At 68.4% G+C, this 21,059-nt stretch carries 21 protein-coding genes, 1 tRNA gene, 1 other RNA gene and 1 pseudogene; 17 read left to right on the top strand and 7 right to left on the bottom strand.

From position 1 onward, the window contains the following. Positions 1-195 precede the first annotated feature (195 nt). The 6 genes from ftsE (at position 196) to IY392_RS00895 (ending at position 3,972) form a co-directional block, all read left to right on the top strand. Entirely contained in the window at positions 196-885 is a 690-nt protein-coding gene (gene ftsE, locus IY392_RS00920; protein WP_107755981.1) for a cell division ATP-binding protein FtsE, read from the top strand. Beyond that, positions 885-1,787 (top strand): permease-like cell division protein FtsX, encoded by a 903-nt coding sequence (gene ftsX / locus IY392_RS00915; RefSeq protein WP_194860281.1) that lies wholly within the window; start codon positions 885-887, stop codon positions 1,785-1,787. Before ftsE ends, ftsX begins: the two co-directional genes overlap by 1 nt. A 59-nt stretch (positions 1,788-1,846) precedes the next feature. Continuing rightward, a complete protein-coding gene (gene smpB / locus IY392_RS00910; protein WP_107755983.1) occupies positions 1,847-2,356 on the top strand; it encodes an SsrA-binding protein SmpB in 510 nt (169 codons plus the stop codon). 102 nt (positions 2,357-2,458) lie between these two features. Next, positions 2,459-2,832, top strand: a transfer-messenger RNA (tmRNA) gene (gene ssrA / locus IY392_RS00905). Positions 2,833-3,022: 190 nt separating this feature from the next. Further along, positions 3,023-3,766 carry a thioredoxin domain-containing protein gene (locus tag IY392_RS00900; protein WP_182613808.1) on the top strand — a complete coding sequence of 248 codons (744 nt, stop codon included), beginning with the start codon at positions 3,023-3,025 and terminating at the stop codon, positions 3,764-3,766. Positions 3,767-3,899: 133 nt separating this feature from the next. Further along, a tRNA-Ala gene (locus IY392_RS00895) sits at positions 3,900-3,972 on the top strand. 103 nt (positions 3,973-4,075) lie between these two features. On the opposite strand, the gene IY392_RS00890 is transcribed toward IY392_RS00895, so the two are convergent. Beyond that, on the bottom strand, positions 4,076-4,582 hold the full coding sequence (locus IY392_RS00890; protein WP_107755985.1) for a glyoxalase/bleomycin resistance/extradiol dioxygenase family protein: 507 nt from the start codon (positions 4,580-4,582) through the stop codon (positions 4,076-4,078). A gap of 84 nt (positions 4,583-4,666) precedes the next feature. Here IY392_RS00890 and IY392_RS00885 point away from each other — a divergent pair, with 84 nt between their 5' ends. Further along, positions 4,667-5,539 carry a helix-turn-helix domain-containing protein gene (locus IY392_RS00885; RefSeq protein WP_194860280.1) on the top strand — a complete coding sequence of 291 codons (873 nt, stop codon included), beginning with the start codon at positions 4,667-4,669 and terminating at the stop codon, positions 5,537-5,539. Here IY392_RS00885 and IY392_RS00880 read toward each other — a convergent pair. After that, positions 5,491-5,910 carry a YccF domain-containing protein gene (locus IY392_RS00880; RefSeq protein ID WP_107755987.1) on the bottom strand — a complete coding sequence of 140 codons (420 nt, stop codon included), beginning with the start codon at positions 5,908-5,910 and terminating at the stop codon, positions 5,491-5,493. The two genes, IY392_RS00885 and IY392_RS00880, sit on opposite strands and share 49 nt — an antisense overlap. Before the next feature lie 110 nt (positions 5,911-6,020). On the opposite strand from IY392_RS00880, the gene IY392_RS00875 reads away from it, so the two are divergent. After that, on the top strand, positions 6,021-7,370 hold the full coding sequence (locus IY392_RS00875) for a glycoside hydrolase family 1 protein (RefSeq protein ID WP_194860279.1): 1,350 nt from the start codon (positions 6,021-6,023) through the stop codon (positions 7,368-7,370). Between the two features lie 59 nt (positions 7,371-7,429). Beyond that, positions 7,430-8,524 carry a serine hydrolase gene (locus tag IY392_RS00870; RefSeq protein WP_194860278.1) on the top strand — a complete coding sequence of 365 codons (1,095 nt, stop codon included), beginning with the start codon at positions 7,430-7,432 and terminating at the stop codon, positions 8,522-8,524. Between the two features lie 28 nt (positions 8,525-8,552). Here IY392_RS00870 and nadE read toward each other — a convergent pair whose 3' ends face one another. Then, the gene (nadE, locus tag IY392_RS00865) at positions 8,553-9,404 is read right to left on the bottom strand and encodes an ammonia-dependent NAD(+) synthetase (protein WP_309230211.1); all 852 of its coding nucleotides are present in this window, start codon (positions 9,402-9,404) and stop codon (positions 8,553-8,555) included. Positions 9,405-9,663: 259 nt separating this feature from the next. Here nadE and ykgO point away from each other — a divergent pair, with 259 nt between their 5' ends. The 5 genes from ykgO to nrdF all read left to right on the top strand — a co-directional run bounded on the left by ykgO (position 9,664) and on the right by nrdF (position 14,295). Beyond that, on the top strand, positions 9,664-9,786 hold the full coding sequence (gene ykgO, locus IY392_RS00860) for a type B 50S ribosomal protein L36 (protein WP_003852698.1): 123 nt from the start codon (positions 9,664-9,666) through the stop codon (positions 9,784-9,786). Between the two features lie 551 nt (positions 9,787-10,337). Next, positions 10,338-10,571, top strand: coding sequence for a glutaredoxin-like protein NrdH (nrdH, locus tag IY392_RS00855; protein ID WP_194860283.1), 234 nt, complete (start codon positions 10,338-10,340; stop codon positions 10,569-10,571). 55 nt (positions 10,572-10,626) lie between these two features. Continuing rightward, positions 10,627-11,073, top strand: coding sequence for a class Ib ribonucleoside-diphosphate reductase assembly flavoprotein NrdI (gene nrdI / locus IY392_RS00850; RefSeq protein WP_194860277.1), 447 nt, complete (start codon positions 10,627-10,629; stop codon positions 11,071-11,073). A gap of 68 nt (positions 11,074-11,141) precedes the next feature. After that, positions 11,142-13,223 (top strand): class 1b ribonucleoside-diphosphate reductase subunit alpha, encoded by a 2,082-nt coding sequence (nrdE, locus tag IY392_RS00845; RefSeq protein WP_255541987.1) that lies wholly within the window; start codon positions 11,142-11,144, stop codon positions 13,221-13,223. A 55-nt stretch (positions 13,224-13,278) separates the two neighbouring features. After that, positions 13,279-14,295 (top strand): class 1b ribonucleoside-diphosphate reductase subunit beta, encoded by a 1,017-nt coding sequence (nrdF, locus tag IY392_RS00840; protein ID WP_107755992.1) that lies wholly within the window; start codon positions 13,279-13,281, stop codon positions 14,293-14,295. A 10-nt stretch (positions 14,296-14,305) separates the two neighbouring features. On the opposite strand, the gene IY392_RS00835 is transcribed toward nrdF, so the two are convergent. The 4 genes from IY392_RS00835 to IY392_RS00820 all read right to left on the bottom strand — a co-directional run bounded on the left by IY392_RS00835 (position 14,306) and on the right by IY392_RS00820 (position 17,416). After that, complete coding sequence (locus IY392_RS00835) at positions 14,306-14,683, bottom strand: nuclear transport factor 2 family protein (RefSeq protein ID WP_107755993.1); 378 nt, start codon at positions 14,681-14,683, stop codon at positions 14,306-14,308. An 11-nt stretch (positions 14,684-14,694) separates the two neighbouring features. Next, positions 14,695-15,516 carry a MerR family transcriptional regulator gene (locus tag IY392_RS00830; RefSeq protein ID WP_107755994.1) on the bottom strand — a complete coding sequence of 274 codons (822 nt, stop codon included), beginning with the start codon at positions 15,514-15,516 and terminating at the stop codon, positions 14,695-14,697. A 40-nt stretch (positions 15,517-15,556) separates the two neighbouring features. After that, positions 15,557-16,060 (bottom strand): GyrI-like domain-containing protein, encoded by a 504-nt coding sequence (locus IY392_RS00825; RefSeq protein ID WP_194860276.1) that lies wholly within the window; start codon positions 16,058-16,060, stop codon positions 15,557-15,559. A 192-nt stretch (positions 16,061-16,252) separates the two neighbouring features. Further along, the gene (locus IY392_RS00820; RefSeq protein ID WP_228548863.1) at positions 16,253-17,416 is read right to left on the bottom strand and encodes an ABC transporter substrate-binding protein; all 1,164 of its coding nucleotides are present in this window, start codon (positions 17,414-17,416) and stop codon (positions 16,253-16,255) included. Positions 17,417-17,666: 250 nt separating this feature from the next. Here IY392_RS00820 and ctaD point away from each other — a divergent pair, with 250 nt between their 5' ends. From ctaD to IY392_RS19050, 3 genes and pseudogenes are all read left to right on the top strand, one after another. After that, the gene (ctaD, locus tag IY392_RS00815; RefSeq protein ID WP_182613812.1) at positions 17,667-19,427 is read left to right on the top strand and encodes a cytochrome c oxidase subunit I; all 1,761 of its coding nucleotides are present in this window, start codon (positions 17,667-17,669) and stop codon (positions 19,425-19,427) included. A 176-nt stretch (positions 19,428-19,603) separates the two neighbouring features. Further along, complete coding sequence (gene serB, locus IY392_RS00810) at positions 19,604-20,833, top strand: phosphoserine phosphatase SerB (RefSeq protein WP_107755997.1); 1,230 nt, start codon at positions 19,604-19,606, stop codon at positions 20,831-20,833. Beyond that, positions 20,830-21,059 (top strand): annotated as a pseudogene (locus IY392_RS19050) (peptidyl-tRNA hydrolase); the annotation flags it as partial. The gene serB and the pseudogene IY392_RS19050, both read left to right, overlap by 4 nt.

Genomic DNA, 21,059 nt, shown 5'->3' with positions numbered 1-21,059 from the left:
GCCCGGGACCCCGACCACGCAGCAGGCCCCGCAGGGGACCCAGACCCAACCCCAGACCGGGCAAGGGGGCGCGGCCGCCGGTCCGACCGCCGACGAGCAGACCTCGCCGTAGAGGCTCCGGGTAGCGAGGTGCCCGCCGCACGAGGCGACCCGAGTCGCCTCCACATGTTGCAGGAGTAACGCTAGGCTGCTCGTGTGATCAGTGCTTCCCATGTGACCAAGTCGTACGCGTCCTCGACGCGCCCGGCTCTGTCCGACGTGAGCGTCGAGATCGCCGAGGGCGAATTCGCATTTCTCATCGGCGCGTCCGGGTCGGGAAAGTCGACGTTCCTGCGTCTGCTGCTCCGCGAAGACCGGCCCGATTCCGGGACCCTGGTCGTCGCGGGCCACGACCTCACCAGGATGAAGGCGTCGTCCGTACCCACGCTGCGCCGCTCGCTCGGTTGCGTCTTTCAGGACTTCCGCCTCCTGCCGAGCAAGACCGTGGCCGAGAACGTGGCCTTCGCGCTCCAGGTGATCGGCACCTCCCGCCGCACGATCGACAAGGTCGTTCCCGAGACGCTCGAGATGGTCGGACTGGCCCGTGAGGCCGGACGTCGGCCGCACGAGCTCTCCGGTGGCGAACAGCAACGCGTCGCCATCGCCCGGGCGTTCGTCAACCGGCCGCGGTTGCTGCTCGCCGACGAGCCGACCGGCAACCTCGACCCCGAGACCAGCGAGGACATCATGCTGCTGCTCGACCGGATCAACCGGACCGGCACCACGGTCCTCATGGCCACGCACGACCGCCACATCGTCGACCGGTCACGGCGCCGCGTGGTGGAGCTGGTCGACGGGATGGTCGTCCGGGACGACGCCAGCGGCACCTACGGGGTGGGACGCTGATGGCCGCGCGGTTCATCGCGTCCGAGGTCGGGCAGGGGCTGCGTCGGAACCTGTCCATGACGCTGGCCATGATCATCACCACCGCCGTCGCGTTGGCGATGCTCGGCGCGGGCGTATTGGTGGTGATGACCGCCTCGGCCAGCCAGCCGAAGTACGACTACCTCAACGAGTTCCGCGTCTACGTGGACCGTCCCATCTCCATCGAGGACCCCGACTGCACCGCCGCGTGTGGTGAGATCCGGGACCAGCTGGAGGCCACGGCCGGCGTGGCGTCGGTGGAGTACAAGAACCCGCAGGAGACGTACGAGGAGTTCGTCGAGCTGTTCTCCTCCACCGACCCCGTCCTCGTGGAGTCGACCTCGCCGGACGCCCTCGGCTCGCGGTTCACCCTCACACTCGACGACCCCACCCGGGCCGAGTCGGTGGCCGCGGACCTGGGGGCGATCGCGGGGATCGAGGTCGTGCAGGGCCAGGGGGAGTTGGTCGAGCGCGTCTTCTCGGTCCTCGACGGCATCCGGAACGCCGCCTTCGCCGTCGCGGTGGTCCAACTCCTGGCCACCGTGTTGCTCATCGCCAACATGACGCAGATCGCGGCCTTCACCCGCCGGACCGCGCTCGGCATCATGCGACTGGTGGGCGCGAGCCGCTGGTACACCGAACTCCCGTTCGTGGTGGAGGCCGTGCTCGCGTCGGTGGTCGGTTCGTTGCTCGCGGTCGGTGGACTCCTGGGGGCCAAGGTCGTGTTCCTCGACAGGGTGCTGGCGGAGGCGTACCGGGCGAACCTGGTGGAACGGATCACCACCGCCGACATCCTGACGCTCGCCCCGGGGCTGATCGTGGCGGGCGCGGTCGTGTCCGCCCTCACGGCGTGGGTCACCCTGAGGGTGACGGTTCGGCAGTGATCCCGCGCTGATCTAGACTGGGGGATCTGCCCGACGGACGGACGAGGAGGTGAACCGGCGTGGCCAAGAAGAACAAGAAGAAGGGCGCGTCGACCCTCGGCCGTGACGGCAGCGTGGTCGCCAGCAACCGCAAGGCCCGCCACGAGTACTCGATCCTGTCCACCCACGAGGCCGGCATCGCGCTCCTGGGCACGGAGATCAAGAGCATGCGTGAGGGACAGGCCTCGCTGGTCGACGCGTTCGCGACCATCGACGACGGCGAGGTGTGGCTCCGCGGGCTCCACATCCCCGAGTACTCGCACGGGAGCTGGACCAATCACGCGCCCAAGCGGGCCCGCAAGCTCCTACTGCACCGGCGCGAGATCGATTCCCTCGTCGGCAAGGTGCGGGACGGCAACGCCACTCTGGTCCCCCTGTCCCTCTATTTCGTGAACGGACGGGTGAAGGTCGAACTGGCCGTCGCTCGCGGTAAGCAGGCGCACGACAAGCGGCACGACATCGCCAGGAGGACCGCCGAGCGCGAGGCCGTCCGCGAGCTCGGCAGGAAGATCAAGGGCATGCACGCGTGATCCGGTCGCGCAGGGGTGGTGTGGAGACGGACATCACCCTGGCGACTCGACCTCGGTCGGGGTAAGATCGGTGGTCCGTCGATGAGAGTCGGCGGTCCTGACGGGGCTGATGTGGTTTCGACTACGTGAGTTGACGCAGGGGAAGCGTGCCGGTGCAGGCCAGAGACCACCGTAAGCGTCGTGGCAACCAATTACGCGCCGATACCAATCAGCGCGACTACGCCCTCGCTGCCTGATAGCGAGCCCGTAGTCTGTCGGCCCGGGGTCGCCCTCGCCCCGGTCACCGGCATCATCTAGAGGGATCACCGGCTCACCCGGTCACGGGGTGGGTCGGGACATCCAACAGTGACTGGGATCGTCGTCGCCGACATGTCCGCATGAGGGCGAGATCCGAGTAGAGGCCAACGCGGACTGCGCACGGAGAAGCCCTGCCGATGCTGCGGAGGACCCGGGTTCAATTCCCGGCAGCTCCACCATCGGGCCGAGCCCCCGGTCGACCATCGACCGGGGGTTCGGTGCATTTCGACGGTCCTCCCACCTCCAGGCGCCTGTGCGGCACCTCGAAGCACCTGAAAGAGGACTCAGGCGGCTTCGGTACCCTCGCTGTAGTCGCCGCTCGTCCCGAACGGGCCGACGATGTCCCAGTAGAGAAAGGCCCACGCCCACGTGAACGCCAAGTCCGCAGGCAACAAGAGCACCAAGGTGCTCCAGACCAAGAAGAACAACGGCATGCTGATCACGGTCGCGGCGCTGATCGCCGTCGCCGTCCTGGTCCTCGGTGGCGTGGTGTGGATGGCCCAGCGAGGGGGCGAGGCCAACCCCATCACGTTCGGTGAGACGGCGGATGAGCTGATCGAGATCTCGGACACGGGCGTGATCACGGTGGGGGAGGAGGCCGCTCCGACGGTCCAGATCTGGGAGGACTTCATGTGCCCGGCGTGCGCCTCGTTCGAGAGGCAGTACGGCGTCCCGATCGCAGAGGCCGTCGAGGCCGGTGACCTGCGGGTGGAGTACCACACCCTCAACTTCCTCGACCGCCAGTCGGCCTCGGGCGAATACTCCACGCGGGCCATCGCCGCGGTCCAGTGCGTCGCTGCCAAGGACTCGATGCCCACCTTCTTCGAGGTCAAGAACGCCTTCTTCGCGCAGCAACCCGCTGAGGGCGGGGGCGACCGTTCCGCCCGGGAGCTGGCGTCCACGGCCGAGGCGGCCGGCGCGAACGCGGACACCGTCGAGTGCATCGGCAACGTGGAGACCAACGGCGGGATGGAGAAGGCCTCGGACACCGCCGACAACTCGCAGGACAGTATCCGTGAGGTCACCGACCGCGTCTCCACGCCCACCGTCGCCTACGAGGGTGAGGTCGTGGAGTTCGGCGACCCGGCCTGGCTGGACAACATCATCTCCTGACCCGGGTCGACGCGGATCGCCTCCGGCCCCGCCCGTCCAGGGCGGGGCCGGAGGCGATTTGGAGGGCCGAAGCGGGATGGTGTAACTTTGGTCGGGCCGGTCGCCGAGAGGTGAACGGCAGGAGAATGAGCACGGGGCTATGGCGCAGCTGGTAGCGCACCACACTGGCAGTGTGGGGGTCAGGGGTTCGAGTCCCCTTAGCTCCACCCGGAGGACCGATCCGGCGACGGACGGTTCGCACTGATAGGAGCCCGGCCACTGGTCGGGCTCCTATTCATTTCCATGGTGGGTGAGGGCGTGACCGCACGGCTATCCCTGCTGCGCGGCCCACTCGGCGACGCGTCGCGCGCTCTCCGACTCGGACAGGTCCTCGACGCGCGTCATGATCGACCAGCGCACGCCGTAAGGGTCCACGATCGAGGCGAACCTGTCGCCGGAGACGAACTCGCTCACCGGCTCGCGGACCGTCGCGCCGGCCCTGACCGCGCGGTCCACCACCTCATCGACGTCCGCGCAGTACAGCCCGAGCGAGTAGCAGGCCACCCCTCCGGAGGGTGCGGGCACGAGCCCGTAGTCGGGGCTCGGCTCGCCGAACTGCAACCGGCCGTTGCCGAAGTCGAGTTCGGCGTGGACGACGACCCCTCCCATCTCCGTCACGTCGACCACCCGGGCGCCGAAGACCGAGGAATAGAATTCGACGGCCCCCTTCGCGCCCTCGATCGCGAGAAACGGAGTGAGGCTGGTCGAGCCGTGGGGGACGCCGTCTGTGGTGTGCTGCCCGGTGGCCCCGGTCCGGGGCGAGGTGGTGTCGGTCATGGGATGACCCTAGAAGTGCCCGCACTTTGATGGCTTGAAGATTCGCGACGTCAGTCGCGGCGGAGGAGTGAGGGAGGGGAGAGGATGTCGGAGCTCGCAGATCGGCGCGGAGTGCTCTACCCGGACCGGTTGCCCACCTTCCACCGCCAGGAGGCCCCGGTCGACCTGCGCGACCGCATCCGGTGGTTCTGGATCCCGCGGTGGAGTCTGCCACCGGGCAGGACCTCCCGGCAGGAACTCCTGCCGTTTCCCGCGTCCAACCTCGTCGTCGAACCCTCCGGCGTGACCCTCTCCGGACCGACGACCGGCATCTCCCACCGTGACCTCAGTGGCAGCGGGTGGGCGGTCGGAGCCCTGCTCCGACCCGCCGGGTTGGCCTCCCTGTCGACCGCGCCGCAGGAGCTCCGCGATGCCGAGACACCGGTCGAGGCAGCAGAGTTGCATCGCGCCGTCGGCGCGGCGATGGGGGACGACGTCGTCGACCAACCGTGTCCCTCAGACCATCGCCGGGTCGACCAGTGCGACCACCAGCGCGAACCCCTCGCGCGCGACCGGGCGGTGCGCGCCTTCTCGGCCTGGGCCGCCGCGACCCTGGCGGCGCCTGGTGCCGACGGGATGCTGGCCAACGCCATGGAGGATCTCATCGCCTCCGACCGGTCGATCGTGCGGGTGGACCAGGTCGCCGCGGCCCTGGGGATCTCGACGCGTGCCGTGCAGCGGCTCGCGCGCCGCTACGTGGGCCTGCCACCACTGAAGATGATCCGTCGGTACCGACTCCAGGAGGCCGCGCAGCGGCTACGCGACGACCCCACTGTGATGATCGCCCGGGTCGCCGCCGACCTCGGGTACTCCGACCACGCCCACCTGAGCGCGGACTTCCGCACGGTCCTCGGACTGAGCCCCCGCTCCTACCGCCGCGGGCCCGGCGCCGCCGCGAAGGGATCCTCGGACGGGTGACGGATGGGGACGATCCGCTGGCCGAGCGGGAGCAGTGCCAGCGGGACCATCTTCCAACAGGCGATCCCGAAGGGGATGCCGACGATCGTCAGGCACAGCAGCAACCCCGCGACCAGGTGGGCGAGCGCCAGCTCCCAGCCGAGCACCAGGATCCACAGGATGTTCCCGAGCATCGAGAGCGCACCGGCGTCCCGGCGGAACTCGGTCCGCCGGCCGAACGGCCACAGGACATACGCGGCGAGTCGGAACGAGGCGATGCCGAAGGGGATGGTGATGATCAGGATGCAGGCGATGACCCCGGCGATGACGTACGCCAGTGCCAACCACCAGCCGGCGAGAAGAAACCAGAGCACGTTCCCCAGGGTTCGCATCTCCTCACGGTAGTCGTCGACTCGGACCCCGGTAACCGGTTCCGGGGCCCCGGTGCACGGCGTGAGGCCAAACCGCTGACGGCGGGCCCGGCGTGTGTGATGTTGGGAGGATGACTCCCCGTAAGAGTGTTGTCACCAGGCTCCTGCTCGCCCCGGCGCTCGTCATCGCACTGGTCGCTACCGTCCTGATCACGGGTTCCGCGCTGGCGCGTGCCGAATCTCGGACGGTCGAGGGGTTCCACTGGGGGGTGGCCACCTCGGGCTTCCAGGTCGAGGGTTCAAATAGGGACTCCAACTGGAAGCGCTACGTCGACGCCGCGGCCGCCCGCGGCGAGGCCGACCCGGTGAACGACGCGGTGGACTTCTGGAACCGATACCCGGAGGACATCGCGCGCGCCGCCGACATGGGCGTCACCACCTTCCGTCTCAGCGTGGAGTGGTCCCGCATCGAACCCGAGCCGGGGCGGTACGACGAGGGGGCGCTGCGTCGGTACGACCACATCCTCGACACGATCCGGGCGCACGGGATGACGCCCATGATCACGATGGTCCACTACGTGTACCCCGGATGGCTCGTCGACCGGGGCGGTTTCCTCTCGCCGGACGCGGTGGAGGCCTTCGGCCGCTACGCCGAGCTCGTCACCGAGCGGTGGGCCGGCGACGGGACGATGTGGGTCACCTTCAACGAGCCCCTGGTGTTCTTCAGTCACGAACTTCGCATCGGCCTGGTCGGCCTGCACCAGTTCACCGAGTTCCGCGACAACGTCGTCGCGGCCCACAAGCTGGGACACCACGCCGCGCACCGCGCCGACCCGGAGGCGATGGTGACCGCCAACGAGGCATACCTCCCCGCGTTCGCCCCGGCCACCGACGACCTGCTGCTCAACCACATTCGCGAGGAGCTGGACTTCATCGGGATCGACTACTACTACGGAATCGCGCTCGACAACCTCACCACCATCCGCGCCGCGTGGGACGACTTCGCCGGCGTGCGTCCGCAACCGGAAGGGATGTACGAGTCGATCGTGCACTACGCGCGGCACTTTCCCGGTAAGCCGCTGTACATCGTCGAGAACGGGATGCCCACCCACAACGGGCACCGGGAGGACGGGATCGAGCGCGGCGACTACCTCCGGGACGTCGTCTTCTGGATCCAGCGCGCGGCCGCCGACGGTTACCCGGTGATCGGATACAACCACTGGTCTCTGGTCGACAACTACGAGTGGGGAACCTACGACTCCCGCTTCGGCCTGTACCGGGTCGACGTACTCACGGATCCGCTGCTCGAGCGCAGGCCGACCTCCGGGGTCGACGCCTACCGGGACGTGATCGCGCGCGGCGGAGTCCCGGAGGGCTACCGCCCGGTTCTGCCGGTGGGTGTGTGCTCGCTGGGGACGATCCCCGACACCTGCCTGGATCCGGTCGACGTTCACGGGCCGCTCGCGAGGCTGGGTCGCTGACCGCGGGCGCTCAGAGGAGAACCTGTCACCGCCGGGCCGGGCGGACGTAGGGTCATCCCATGGATCGGTTCGACACCGTCGTCAGGGAGCTCGACGCCCTGGTCGACGCCGGGCGGCTCACGGGTTTCGTCTGCGGGGTCCGGCAGGATGGCCGGACGCTGATCGCAGCGGGCGGGTCGCGGTCACCCGACGGGCCCGCGCTCGACCCTGACACGGTGTTCCCCCTGTCGTCCAACACCAAGCCGGTGGGCGGCGTGCTCGCGCTGCGGATGGTCGAGCTCGGGATCCTCGCACTCGACGACCCGGTCTCCACCCTTCTGCCGGAGTTGTCGGCCCCGCGGGTCCTCACCCGGCCCGGCGCACCGATCGACCGGACCGTGCCGGCCGGCCGACAGATCACCCTGCGACACCTGCTCACCATGACCGCCGGCGTCGGATGGGCGGGAGAGGGCAGTCCTCTGACCGTCGCCATGGTCGAGCGACAGATCGCGCCGGGACCCTTCGCGCCTCCGATGGAGCCGGACGAGTACCTGCGGCTGCTGGGCGCGCTGCCCCTGGCCGATCAGCCCGGGGTGGGCTGGCACTACCACACCAGCAGCGACGTGCTGGGTGTCCTCCTGGCGAGGGCCACGGGAGCGACCGTGTCCGACCTGGTGGCCGACCACGTCACCGGCCCGCTCGGTCTCGCGGACGTGGGGTTCACCGCCGACCCCGACCGACTCCCCACCAGTTACGGGCTCGGCCCCGACGGGGGCTTACGGGCGCTGGACACCGGTGACCGGTTCGCCCACCCGCCGCGCTTCGAGTCTCTGGCGTGCGGGCTGACCTCGACCGTCTCGGACCACCTCGAATTCCTCGACGTCCTGGTCGACGGTGGGGTGCTCCTGGGGTCGGAGTACGTGGAGGTGATGACGGCCGACCACCTGACCGCGCGGCAGCGGGCCGACGCGGAGGGGTTCATCGGACCCGGCTGCGGGTACGGGATGCAGGTCGAGGTCCGTCCCGGCGGGGTCGTCGGTTGGGCCGGGGGACTGGGCACCATCGCATACGTCGACCGGCGCACGGGCCGCGGCGCGGCGGTGTTCACCACGCAGTCCTACGACGTACCGGGGACGGCGGAGGCGCTGGACACCGTATGGGCGCTGCTGCGGTGACCGATCGGCGGTGGGCGACCGCGGGGGCTCACCCCTCGCGCCACCAGGTGTCCAGAGGAGTGGCCGGGACGGCCCGCTTGTGGCGGGTGGCCAGGAACAGCTGCTCGATCCGGTCGACGGCCTCCGCCGACACGCCGTCGCGGCCCTCGAGATAGTCGTCGATCTGCTCGTAGGTCACGCCCAGCGCCTCCTCGTCGTGCAGTCCCGGCCGGTCGTCCTCGAGATCGGCGGTGGGGAGCTTTCGCCAGGTCGACTCCGGCGCGCCCAGGTATCGCAGGAGCGCGGCGCCCTGGCGCTTGGTGAGGCCAGTCAACGGGGTGAGATCGACCCCGCCGTCGCCGTACTTGGTGAAGAACCCCGTGACCGCCTCGGCCGCGTGATCCGTGCCCACGACGAGAAGTCCGAGCTGCCCGGCCACGGCGTACTGGGCGACCATCCGTTGTCGTGCCTTGACGTTACCTCGCACGAAATCGCGGAGCGGACCCCCGTGGTCGGGCAGCACCTCCAATGCCTCGGCAGTGGCCGCCGACATGGTGGCCGACGCGGGCCGAACGTCGACGGTGACGCGGGCGTCGGGTCGGATGAAGTCCAGGGCCACGACGGCGTCGGCCTCGTCCGCCTGGGTGCCGTGGGGCAGGCGCATGGCGACGAATCGGGCGCTGGGCAGCCCCTCGTCGCGCAGCTTCTCCGCGGCGAGCTGGCAGAGTCGACCTGTGAGGGTGGAGTCCTGGCCACCGCTGATGCCGAGGACGAACCCCGTGGCCGGGGTGCTGCGGAGGTAGTCGGCCAGAAACGCCACCCGACGATCCACCTCCTGCGCCGGATCGATGTCGGGGCGAACACCGAGTTCGTGGATGATGGACGCGCGGAGCGCGCTGATGCCGGGAGAGGACTGGGTCATGGCGTCAGCATAGAAACCCAGTGTGACTTCTGGGTGACATGCGGGGCGGACACGGCGTGACGTACGGACGGGGACAGGGTCGACGCACGGAATCGCCGGTTGGAGTTCTGACGGGGCAGTCCGTTACGATGGACCAGTTGTGTGTCGTGCATCCGACCTCCGGGTCGGACGTGTCGCGCAGTCATCCCAGTCGTGTCGGCGGCCATCACGGCCGCCCCGAGAGCCTAAGGAGCGCCAGATGAAGGTCCGCAAGTCCCTTCGGTCGCTGAAGAACAAGCCGGGCGCCCAGGTTGTCCGTCGTCGCGGCAAGGTCTACGTGATCAACAAGAAGGACCCCCGTTTCAAGGCCCGCCAGGGCTGAGTCCGTCCGCGTGGGAGCCCACGCACCCGCGAGGGCCCGTCACCGGTTCGCCGGTGGCGGGCCCTCGTCGTCGTGGGGCGGTGCCGAACCGTCGATGCCGGTCCGTCGGGGCCGGCGATCACGGGCGCGTGACCGGGCGCGCCTGTGGAGCGGGTGGGGACAGGATGTGGGGCGCTTGGGGACGGCCTGTGGGGCGCCGGACCGGGTTCCCGACGCGTGTTCGGGCGTGGCAGTGTGGCGTCCGGGGAGCGGCGCGTCGGCATCCGGGACGCTCTGTCCAGCCGGGGGTGGGCGGTGTCCACAAGGCGGGATCGCGACCTGGGAATACCACCGTTGTAAGACCAAAATGTTGTGGTCCATTGACTCGTCGGACACTAGGGGTAGTGTCTAAGGCGTTGCGGCACCCGATGAATACCACTCGTGGCATTCGGGCTGCGAACCCTGACAGACACCGCGGTTATCCACAGGCCGGGCTCACGAGCCGGAACCGATGACCGTCCGAGAAGTACCCCTCGCGCCTCCGCGGCGCCCGTGCCGAAAGAGGTCCACGACTGATGGTCACCGTCTACACCAAGCCCGCCTGCGTCCAGTGCAACGCCACCTACAAGGCCCTCGACAAGCAGGGCGTCGAGTACCGGGTGGTCGACATCTCGGTGGACGACGAGGCGCGGGAGTACGTGATGGCTCTCGGCTACCTGCAGGCCCCCGTCGTGGTGTCCGGCACCGAGCACTGGTCGGGATACCGGCCGGACCGGATCAAGGCTCTCGTCACCGTCGCGGCCTGACACCTGCCCGACACCGGGGGGCTCCCGGAACACGTGTAATCCGAAGGGGGCAGTCATGGCGGCTCCGCTGCCGGCCACCGAGCCGGCGAGGATCGTCTACTTCTCCAACGTCTCCGAGAACACCAAGCGGTTCGTCGACCGGCTCGGGCTCCCGGCGCTGCGGATCCCCACGCGGAGGACCGATGCCCCGCCGGTCGTGTCGGACCCGTATGTTCTGATCGTCCCGACGTACGGGGGTTGCCTCGAGGTCACCGGGAGGACCGGCGCCTCGGTCCCACGACAGGTCGTGGCGTTCCTGAACAACGCGCACAACAGAAGCCTCTGCCGGGGTGTCATCGCCGCCGGCAACACCAACTTCGGTGCGGACTACGCGGTCTCCGGCGATGTGATCGCACGCAAGCTCGGGGTTCCGTACCTCTACCGGTTCGAACTGATGGGCACACATGAGGACGTCATCCGCGTCCGTGAGGGATTGGAAGAGTTTTGGCAGCACCAACCGTGACCCCCGAAGGCACCATCGCCGGTGAGGCGGGCGAGGGGCAGCGCCTGGATTACCACGCGCTCAACGCCATGCTCAACCTCTACGACGCGGACGGGAGGATCCAGTTCGACAAGGACCGTGAGGCCGCGCGGGAGTACTTCCTCCAGCACGTCAACCAGAACACGGTCTTCTTCCACAACCTGGACGAGAAGCTGGACTACCTGGTCGACAAGAACTACTACGAGCGCGAGGTGCTCGACAAGTACACGCGCAACTACGTGCGCGAGCTGTTCGATCACGCCTACGCCAAGAAGTTCCGCTTCCCGACGTTCCTCGGCGCGTTCAAGTACTACACCTCGTACACGCTCAAGACGTTCGACGGGAAGCGCTACCTCGAGCGCTACGAGGACCGCGTCTGCATGGTCGCCCTCACCCTCGCGGACGGCGACGAGACCCTGGCCCGCCGCCTCGTCGACGAGATCATCGACGGTCGGTTCCAGCCGGCCACCCCGACGTTCCTGAACTCGGGCAAGAAGCAGCGCGGCGAGCCCGTCTCGTGTTTCCTCCTGCGCATCGAGGACAACATGGAGTCCATCGGCCGCAACATCAACTCCGCGCTGCAGCTGTCCAAGCGCGGCGGCGGGGTCGCGCTGCTGCTGTCGAACCTGCGCGAGCACGGCGCCCCGATCAAGCACATCGAGAACCAGTCCTCCGGAGTCATCCCGGTGATGAAGCTGCTCGAGGACTCCTTCTCCTACGCCAACCAGCTCGGCGCCCGCCAGGGAGCCGGTGCGGTGTACCTGCACGCCCACCACCCGGACATCTTCAAGTTCCTCGACACCAAGCGCGAGAACGCCGACGAGAAGATCCGCATCAAGACCCTGTCCCTGGGCGTCGTGATCCCGGACATCACGTTCGAACTGGCCAAGCGCAACGATGACATGTACCTGTTCTCGCCGTACGACGTCGAGCGGATCTACGGCAAGCCCTTCGCGGACGTCGACGTCACCGAGCACTACGCCGAGATGGTGGAGGACAGCCGGATCAAGAAGACCAAGATCAACGCACGGCACTTCTTCCAGACCCTCGCCGAGCTGCAGTTCGAGTCCGGGTACCCGTACATCATGTACGAGGACACGGTGAACCGGGCCAACCCGGTCGCCGGCAAGATCACCCACTCGAACCTGTGCTCGGAGATCCTCCAGGTATCCACCCCGTCGACGTACAACGAAGACCTCACCTACTCGCACGTGGGCAAGGACATCTCGTGCAACCTCGGCTCGCTCAACATCGCCAAGGCCATGGACTCCCCGGATTTCGGAGCGACCATCGAGACGGCGATCCGGGGCCTGACCGCGGTGTCCGATCAGACCCACATCGACTCCGTCCCGTCGATCGAGCGCGGCAACGCTGAGTCGCACGCGATCGGCCTCGGGCAGATGAACCTCCACGGTTACCTCGCGCGCGAGCGGATCCACTACGGATCCGAGGAGGGCGTGGACTTCACGAACATCTACTTCTACACGGTGCTCTACCACGCGATCCGGTCGTCGAACCTCCTCGCGCGTGAGCGGGGGACCTGGTTCGCCGGATTCCCGGAGTCCACCTACGCCTCGGGTGAGTTCTTCGACAAGTACACCGACCGGGCATGGGAGCCGGCCACCGAGCGGGTGCGCCAGCTGTTCGCCGACGCCGGCGTGGCGGTGCCCACCCAGGACGACTGGCGTGCGCTGAAGGCCGATGTGCAGCAGTACGGCATCTATAACCAGAACCTCCAGGCCGTACCGCCCACGGGATCGATCAGCTACATCAACAACTCGACCTCGTCGATCCACCCCGTGGCCTCCCGGATCGAGATCCGCAAGGAGGGCAAGATCGGCCGCGTCTACTACCCGGCGCCCTACCTGACCAACGACAACCTGGACTACTACCAGGACGCGTACGAGATCGGGTACGAGAAGATCATCGACACCTATGCCGCGGCCACCCAGCACGTGGACCAGGGCCTGTCGCTGACCCTGTTCTTCAAGGACACGGCCACCACCCGGGACGTCAACCGCGCCCAGATCTACGCCTGGCGCAAGGGGATCAAGACCCTGTACTACATCCGCGTGCGACAGCTCGCACTCGAGGGCACCGAGGTCGAAGGGTGCGTCTCGTGCATGCTCTGACGCCGGTGCCGCAGGCCTGCGACCCGAACCGCCCCCGCCACCACGAGGAGATCCGATGACCGCCGAGTTGCACGCTCCGGGATCCCACAGCCCCGCCGCCGGGGTCGCCCCCCGGCTCGTCGACCGGGTGTCGGCGATCAACTGGAACCGCGTCACCGACGAGGTCGACGACCAGGTCTGGGGCCGGCTCACCAGCAATTTCTGGCTGCCGGAGAAGGTCCCGGTGTCCAACGACATCCCGTCGTGGCAGACCCTGACGGACTCGGAGCAGGAGCTCACCACCCGGGTGTTCACCGGACTGACCCTGCTGGACACCCTCCAGGGGACGGTCGGCGCGGTGAGCATGATCCCCGACGCGGCGACCCCGCATGAGGAGGCGGTGCTCACCAACATCGCGTTCATGGAGTCGGTCCACGCCAAGAGCTACTCCACGATCTTCTCGACGCTCTGTTCCACCCCCCAGATCGATGACGCCTTCCGCTGGGCGGAGGAGAACACCTACCTGCAGCGCAAGGCCCACATCACCCTCGGGTACTACTCGGGCGAGGACCCCCTCAAGCGCAAGGTCGCGTCGACCCTCCTCGAGTCGTTCCTCTTCTACTCGGGTTTCTACCTGCCGATGCGCTGGTCGTCGCGCGCCAAGCTCACCAACACCGCGGACATCATCCGGCTCATCATCCGGGACGAGGCGGTGCACGGGTACTACATCGGCTACAAGTACCAGCGCGGTCTGGAGCACATCAGCCAGGCGGAGCGCGACGAGCTGAAGGACTACACCTTCGAGTTGCTCTTCGAGCTGTACGACAACGAAGCGGACTACACCGAGGACCTCTACGACACCGTGGGGTGGACCGAGGACGTCAAGAAGTTCTTGCGTTACAACGCCAACAAGGCGCTGATGAACCTCGGCTACGAGGGGATGTTCCCCAAGGACGAGACCAACGTCGACCCCGCCATCCTCTCGGCGCTCAGCCCGAACGCCGACGAGAACCACGATTTCTTCTCGGGCTCGGGCAGCTCCTATGTCATGGGCAAGGCCGTGGCGACGGAGGACGAGGACTGGGACTTCTGAGGCGGGCGCATCACCGGACGCCTGGTGTCTCGATGCAATAGCTGCGCACCTCAGCGATTCTCGCGGTCCTGGATGTGCTGGCGAAGCGCAGGACATGGCTGAAGTAGAGACGCCGTCCTCCTGCTTCCAGGTGGCCGTCGCACGACGCGACGCGACCGTGGGTGATGACGGAGACGACGTTGACACGCTCAGGGGTGAAGGCGGGACCGACCTCTCCGGCCGCCTCGGGGCCGCGGTAGATGCCGACGCCGAGGAGCGTCCAGGTCATGTCCTCGGCGAGCCACTCGGACACCGATTCCGTGTGTCCCGTGGCCCAGTTCACGGCGAAGTCGCCCACTATGCCCATCCGGGGGGCGTTCCCGCAGTCGGTCGGCAGGCTGATCTCCATCGCCCCTCCTGTCACCTCGTCATCTCGCGCACCGGTAGAGCGACCTCGCAGCGCGGCATCCGGCCCGGTGGCGCCGGCTCGTAGACCTCTCTCGGTGGCCCGGCGGGCGCGAGTCCGAGCTCGACGGCCCGACGGTGCACCGCCTCGAATGCGGTGAGGATGCGTGGGAACTGGACATCTGCGGTGGGCACCCCGGTGAACAACTCCACGTGCTCCTCCTCGACACGGTGCGCGCGGTCCGCGTCCTCGATCGGTACACAGACCTCGACGGGGCCGTCCGACTCCCAGCCGACCTGCCCGTGGTAGATCACGATGACCCGACCGCTCGCACCGCCTCGATCCTCCGCCAGGGACGACAGCCGGGTCGCGTTGTCCCGGATGACTCCGGGAAGATCCCTGGCCGCGGTGTGCCGCGTGGCGGACAGGAACGGGGTCCTGGGCACCACGCGGGTGGTGACGCCGGATGTCGAGACCCCGGGTTGCCCGTCGACGTCCAACGACCCTGACGCGACCGCGTGCTGCAGGTACCGGGCCAGGGACTGTCGTCGGGCGTGCTGTTCGGACTCGTGCTCACGGAAGTGCGCGATCAGCGCCGATTGCTCCTCCGGCGAGCGCTCCATGAGCGTGCGGATCTCGTCCAGTGGCATGTCGATCCGTCGAAGCATGGTGATCAGTCGGGCCGCATCGATCTGAGCCGGGCTGTATCTCCGATAGCCGCTGTGAGGGTCGACGGTGTCAGGCGAGAGCAGCCCCTTGCGGTCGTAGAGCCGCAGCGCCTTGGGTGAGAGCCAGGTCGCCGCCGCGAACTGACCGATGGTCATCAACTCGGCCATGATTCACCCACCGGGCGAGTGTAGTGGCGCCGCTCTCACCTCAGATCGTCTTGTACACAAGCTCCGTCACCCACGTCGAGGGGTCCGGGTGGACACCCGGGTCGGTGAGGAAGTGCTCGGCGTGGCCCGTCCAGGGTGCTCCGCTGCCGTCCCGGCGCTCACCGAGAGGGTGTCCGTGCGCGTCGGCCCATTCCTGCACCCTCACGTGGGCGGCGGGTATCTCGTCGGGCTCTCCCACGTGGCGACCGACCACGTATTCCCCGGCGGGCAGGCTTCCCGCCACCAGACCGTTCGTGGGCTCGACCGCCTCGGCCACAGGCACGGCGACTGTCAGGTCGACCGGTTCCCCGGGAGCGCCGACGTTCCGGTAGATGTACAGCGGACCACTCCGCGGCGCGATGCCGTGGTCCGCGAGCCACTGGTAGACGAGGGGGATCATCTCGTTCGGACCGCCGGGTGAACCGAACTCGGAGAACCGGGCCGTGACGGCCATGCCGACATAATGGGTCTCCGGGCGGTCCTGCGGTGTGATCTCCAAGCCCATCGGGTGCTCCTCTGATCGGTGTCGTGACGGCGGAGAGCCGCCTGGACCCACTCCACCGCCTCCCCCAGGGGCAAGGTCAAGCGGGGCCCACCGGGCGGGCGATCCGACCGGCTCGACTGCCGTGCCCCGACCACCTGTCCCGGGGCGACGACCGTCGCCGACCACCTGTCCCGGGGCGACGACCGTCCCCGTCTAGCCGTCCGGGGCGATCCCGTTGATGGAACTCCTGATGTCGTCGAGGACCGCTCGTGCGGCCACCGGACCGGAGCCCTCCCACACGGCCCGGTCCACCACGAACATGCGGCGGGCCCCCACCGCGTCGAGGTCCGTCCACCGCTCGGTGGCGAACGCCTCCCGCGCGGACTTCTCGGAGCGGTCACTGCCACCCACCACGGCGAAGATCACGTCCCCGCCCAGTTCGTCACCCACCGGAGGCGACTCCGGGGCGGGCCCGATCCGCTGTCCGTCCCGGGTGCGCTGGGCGGGGGGCCGGCCGGCACCGACGGCCTCGAGCATGAGGCTGCCGAGTGTGTCCGGCCGTTGGACCTCGATCTCGCCCCCGTCGGAGACGGAGACGAGCGAGACCCAGGTGTCTCTCGGGGTGGTCGCGTCCGCGGTGAACCGCGCCCGGTCGATCACATCCAACAGGAGGTCTCCGCCGGCCGTGGGGCGACCGTAGGCGTCGGCGATCGCCTCGGTGCTCTCGGCCCAGTTCAGGCTCCGCGCGTCGTAGACGACGGTCGGCGCGACAGCCGACAACGCCCGTGCCAGATCGGGGTCGGGATCGGGGGAGTCGGCCAGCACGATGAGATCGGGGTTCAGGTCCCGGGCGGCGTTCGCGGCGGCATCCGCGTCGAAGTCGGCGCCCTCGGCCCGCCAGTCGCCGGCGATACCGAGGTCGGGCAGTCCCACCAGGTTCGCGGGGAGGTAGACGTCGGCATCGTGGGGCAGTCCGGAGGTCCCCACGACGAGGTCCTGCAGGCCCAGAGCGCACGCCACGTCCACGGCCCCGCTGCCGAGGGCCAGGATCCGTTCCGGAGAGCGGGGGACCTCCACCGTCGCCTCGGCAGGATCCGTGGACGCGACCTCTCGGACCCCGTTTCCGGGGAACTCGGCCGGCACCGGTGCGGGCGCGCACGATTCCTCCGGCTCGGCCGAGCGTTGGAGCTCCGCACCGGCCATCCGGGAGGGGGTCGTGGTGACGGGGTGCTCGACTATGTCGACGGGGGAGGGCCCGCACCCGGAGAGCGCCAGACCGGCGACGAGGGCCCCCGCGATGCCGACCGAGACCCTCGCGGGGGTGGAAGGGTACCCCCGTCCGCGATGGCGGAGACGGCCCGGCGCGTGATCGGTCATGCAGCAGAGCCTAGGAGATGGGTGCTCAGCGTGGTCAAAGAGGAGGTCGCGGCGGGTCGGAGGGCGATCCCGGGCGTGTCGTCACGAAAGCGGATCACCGCAGATGACCCACCCCGACGAGTTCGGCGGGGTGAGTGGTGGGCGCTCTCAGCGGAGGGTTAGGATTGCCCTCACGCACTATTCCTTTGCGTTCGACGTGGGGTCGGTGGTTCGACCCGCGGCGTCGGGTGAGGCGTTCAGGAGGACCCTTATGACCGCAGTGGCCCCCAAGCCGGTCGACGATCTCGACCATCCGCCGGGCGAACCCACGGGCTCCGCCCGGCCGGGCTCGTTCGTGTGGAAGATGATGACGACGACCGATCACAAGCTGCTCGGCCTGATGTACATCGTCACCTGTTTCGTCTTCTTCTTCATCGGCGGGCTCATGGCCCTGCTCATCCGGGCGGAGCTCTTCGTCCCGGGCATGCAGTTCCTGTCCAACGAGCAGTTCAACCAGCTGTTCACCATGCACGGCACGGTCATGCTGCTGCTGTACGGAACCCCGATCGTGGTCGGGTTCGCGAACTACATCATGCCGCTGCAGATCGGCGCCCCCGACGTCGCCTTCCCGCGACTGAACGCCCTGGGCTACTGGCTGTTCACGGCGGGCGGCATCATCATGCTCTCCGGGTTCATCACCCCGGGCGGTGCGGCCGCGTTCGGCTGGACCATGTACATGCCGCTCGCCGACAAGATCCACTCGCCGGCCGTCGGCGCGGACCTGTGGATCCTCGGCGTGGGCATCGGCGGTATCGGCACCATCCTCGGCGCCGTCAACTTCGTCACCACGATCATCTGCCTCCGCGCGCCGGGCATGACCATGTTCCGTATGCCGATCTTCACCTGGAACATCCTGGTGGCGTCGGTGCTGATCCTCCTGATCTTCCCGCTCCTCACCGCCGCCGCCCTCGGCGTCTTCTACGACCGTCAGTTCGGTGGTCGCATCTACGATCCGGGCAACGGTGGTGCCATCCTGTGGCAGCACCTGTTCTGGTTCTTCGGCCACCCCGAGGTGTACGTTCTCGCCCTCCCGTTCTTCGGCATCGTCTCCGAGGTCTTCCCGGTCTTCTCCCGCAAGCCGCTCTTCGGCTACGCCGGTCTGATCTTCGCGACCCTCGCGATCGCCGCGCTGTCCATGGCGGTGTGGGCGCACCACATGTTCGTCACCGGCGCCGTCCTCCTGCCGTTCTTCTCCTTCATGACGTTCCTCATCGCCGTTCCCACGGGTGTGAAGTTCTTCAACTGGATCGGCACGATGTGGCGCGGGAAGATGACCTTCGAGACGCCGATGGTCTTCGCGCTCGGCTTCATCGTGACCTTCCTCTTCGGTGGTCTGACCGGCATCATGATGGCCGCGGCGCCGATCGACTTCCACATCTCGGACACGTACTTCATCGTCGCGCACTTCCACTACACGCTCTTCGGCACCATCGTGTTCGCGACGTTCGCCGGCGTGTACTTCTGGTTCCCCAAGATGACGGGCCGGATGCTCGACGAGAAGCTGGGCAAGCTGCACTTCTGGCTGATGTTCATCGGCTTCCACACCACGTTCCTCGTGCAGCACTGGCTCGGCAACCAGGGCATGGCCCGTCGCTACGCCGACTACCTGGCGACGGACAACTTCACCGTCCTCAACCAGATCTCGACCATCGGGTCGTTCATCCTCGGCATCGCGATGCTTCCGTTCATCTGGAACGTCATCAAGAGCTGGCGCTACGGCGAGATCGTCACCGTCGACGACCCGTGGGGTGCGGGCAACTCGCTCGAGTGGGCGACCTCGTGCCCGCCGCCGCGTCACAACTTCGTGACCCTGCCCCGGATCCGCTCCGAGCGCCCGGCGTTCGAGCTCCACTACCCGCACATGAGTGAGCGCATGCGCGCAGAGGCCCACGTCGGTGGCCGGGCCGCGGCCCAGGACCCGGCCGCCGTCAAGGACGTCGCCGAGCGCGGCACGTCACCGCAGAAGGGCTGACCCGGCCGCCCGTACTCACCCACGGGCTCCGGTCCCCGCAGAACCCCGTCGGTAGGCTCGCCCTCCGGCGGGGTTCGGCGCGTGTCGCCCCGGACCCTTCACCACCGGCCTCGGTCTGAACCCGCCTCCCGGACACCAGGACCACCCGCCAGATCAAGCACTCGTCAGGAGCACACGTGAGCACCCCCGGCACCCCGGCACTCCTCACCGTCACCGGCCCCGACCGGCCGGGTGTCACCGCGAGGGTCATGTCGGTCCTCGCCTCCCACCACGCCGACCTGGTGGACGTGGAACAGGTCGTCGTCAACGGGCACCTCTCCCTCGGCCTCATGGTCCGGGTGGAGTCGGATGCCGATGTCGTGACCGTGGTCCGCGAGCTCACCGAGCAGATCCACGAACTGGGGATGCAACTCGAGGTCCAGTTCGACGACATCGCGCCTCCCACCCCGCCCTCCACCCACGCGGTGGTGATCCTCGGCAGCCCGGTCACCGCGTCGGCGTTCTCCGCGGTATCGGGGTCACTCGCGTCGATCGGCGCGAACATCGACACGATCCGGGGGATCGCCGACTACCCCGTCACGGGTCTGGAACTGCATGTCTCGACGGCCGGTCGCGACGCCGCGGACGACGCGCGACTGCGCGAAGCGATGGCACCCCTGTCGGACGCGCACGGAGTCGACATCTCGGTGGACGGCGCCGGCCTGGGACGCCGCTCCAAGCGCCTGGTGGTGTTCGACGTGGACTCCACGCTGGTCCAGGGCGAGGTCATCGAGATGCTGGCCGCACACGCGGGCAGGGAGGCCGAGGTCCGTGCGGTCACCGAGCGCGCGATGCGGGGTGAGTTGGACTTCGCCCAGTCGCTCCACGAACGGGTGGCCACGCTCAAGGGGTTGCCGGCCGACGTCCTCGACGAGGTCGCGGCGAATATCGTGCTGACCCCGGGCGCGCGCACGACCATCCGCACCCTCAAGCGACTGGGCATCCGCTGCGGTGTGGTGTCGGGCGGGTTCATCCAGGTGATCGCGGGTCTCGCCGAGGAGCTGGGGCTCGACTTCGCTCGGGCCAACACGCTCGAGATCGAGGACGGGGTGCTCACCGGCCGGGTCGTCGGCGAGGTGGTGGACCGGGAGGCCAAGGCCGAGTACCTGCGCCAGTTCGCCGAGGAGCTCGGCATCTCGCTGAGCCAGACCGTCGCCGTGGGGGACGGGGCGAACGACATCGACATGCTCTCCGCCGCGGGGCTGGGGATCGCGTTCTGCGCCAAGCCCGCTCTGCGTGAAGTGGCCGACGCGTCTCTGTCCAAGCCGTTCCTCGACACGGTCCTGTTCGTCCTCGGCATCACGCGCGATGAGATCGAGGCGGCCGACACCGCCGCCGGAACCTATCGCCGCGTTCCGCTCGAGTGACCGACGGAGCACAGGCTGACGGACCGCGTCCCGAGGAGCCCCTGACCGACGGTCCGCATCCCGACGCGCCACCGGCGGGAGCGCCCGCGACCGGAGCCGCGCTCGACTGGTGCCACTCGCGGCTCCGCGCGGGGTCGGCGGGGGCCGAGGATCCCGACGACCGCGACACCGTTCGGTCGATGCCGATCGTGCTGCACCTGCCCAAGGCGGACCCGCCGGGTCGGAC

It is taken from the genome of Dietzia sp. SYD-A1, from assembly GCF_015356725.1.
Lineage (GTDB): Bacteria > Actinomycetota > Actinomycetes > Mycobacteriales > Mycobacteriaceae > Dietzia.
Note: the sequence above shows the minus strand (reverse complement) of the source record. Positions and strands in the feature narration are given on the sequence as shown.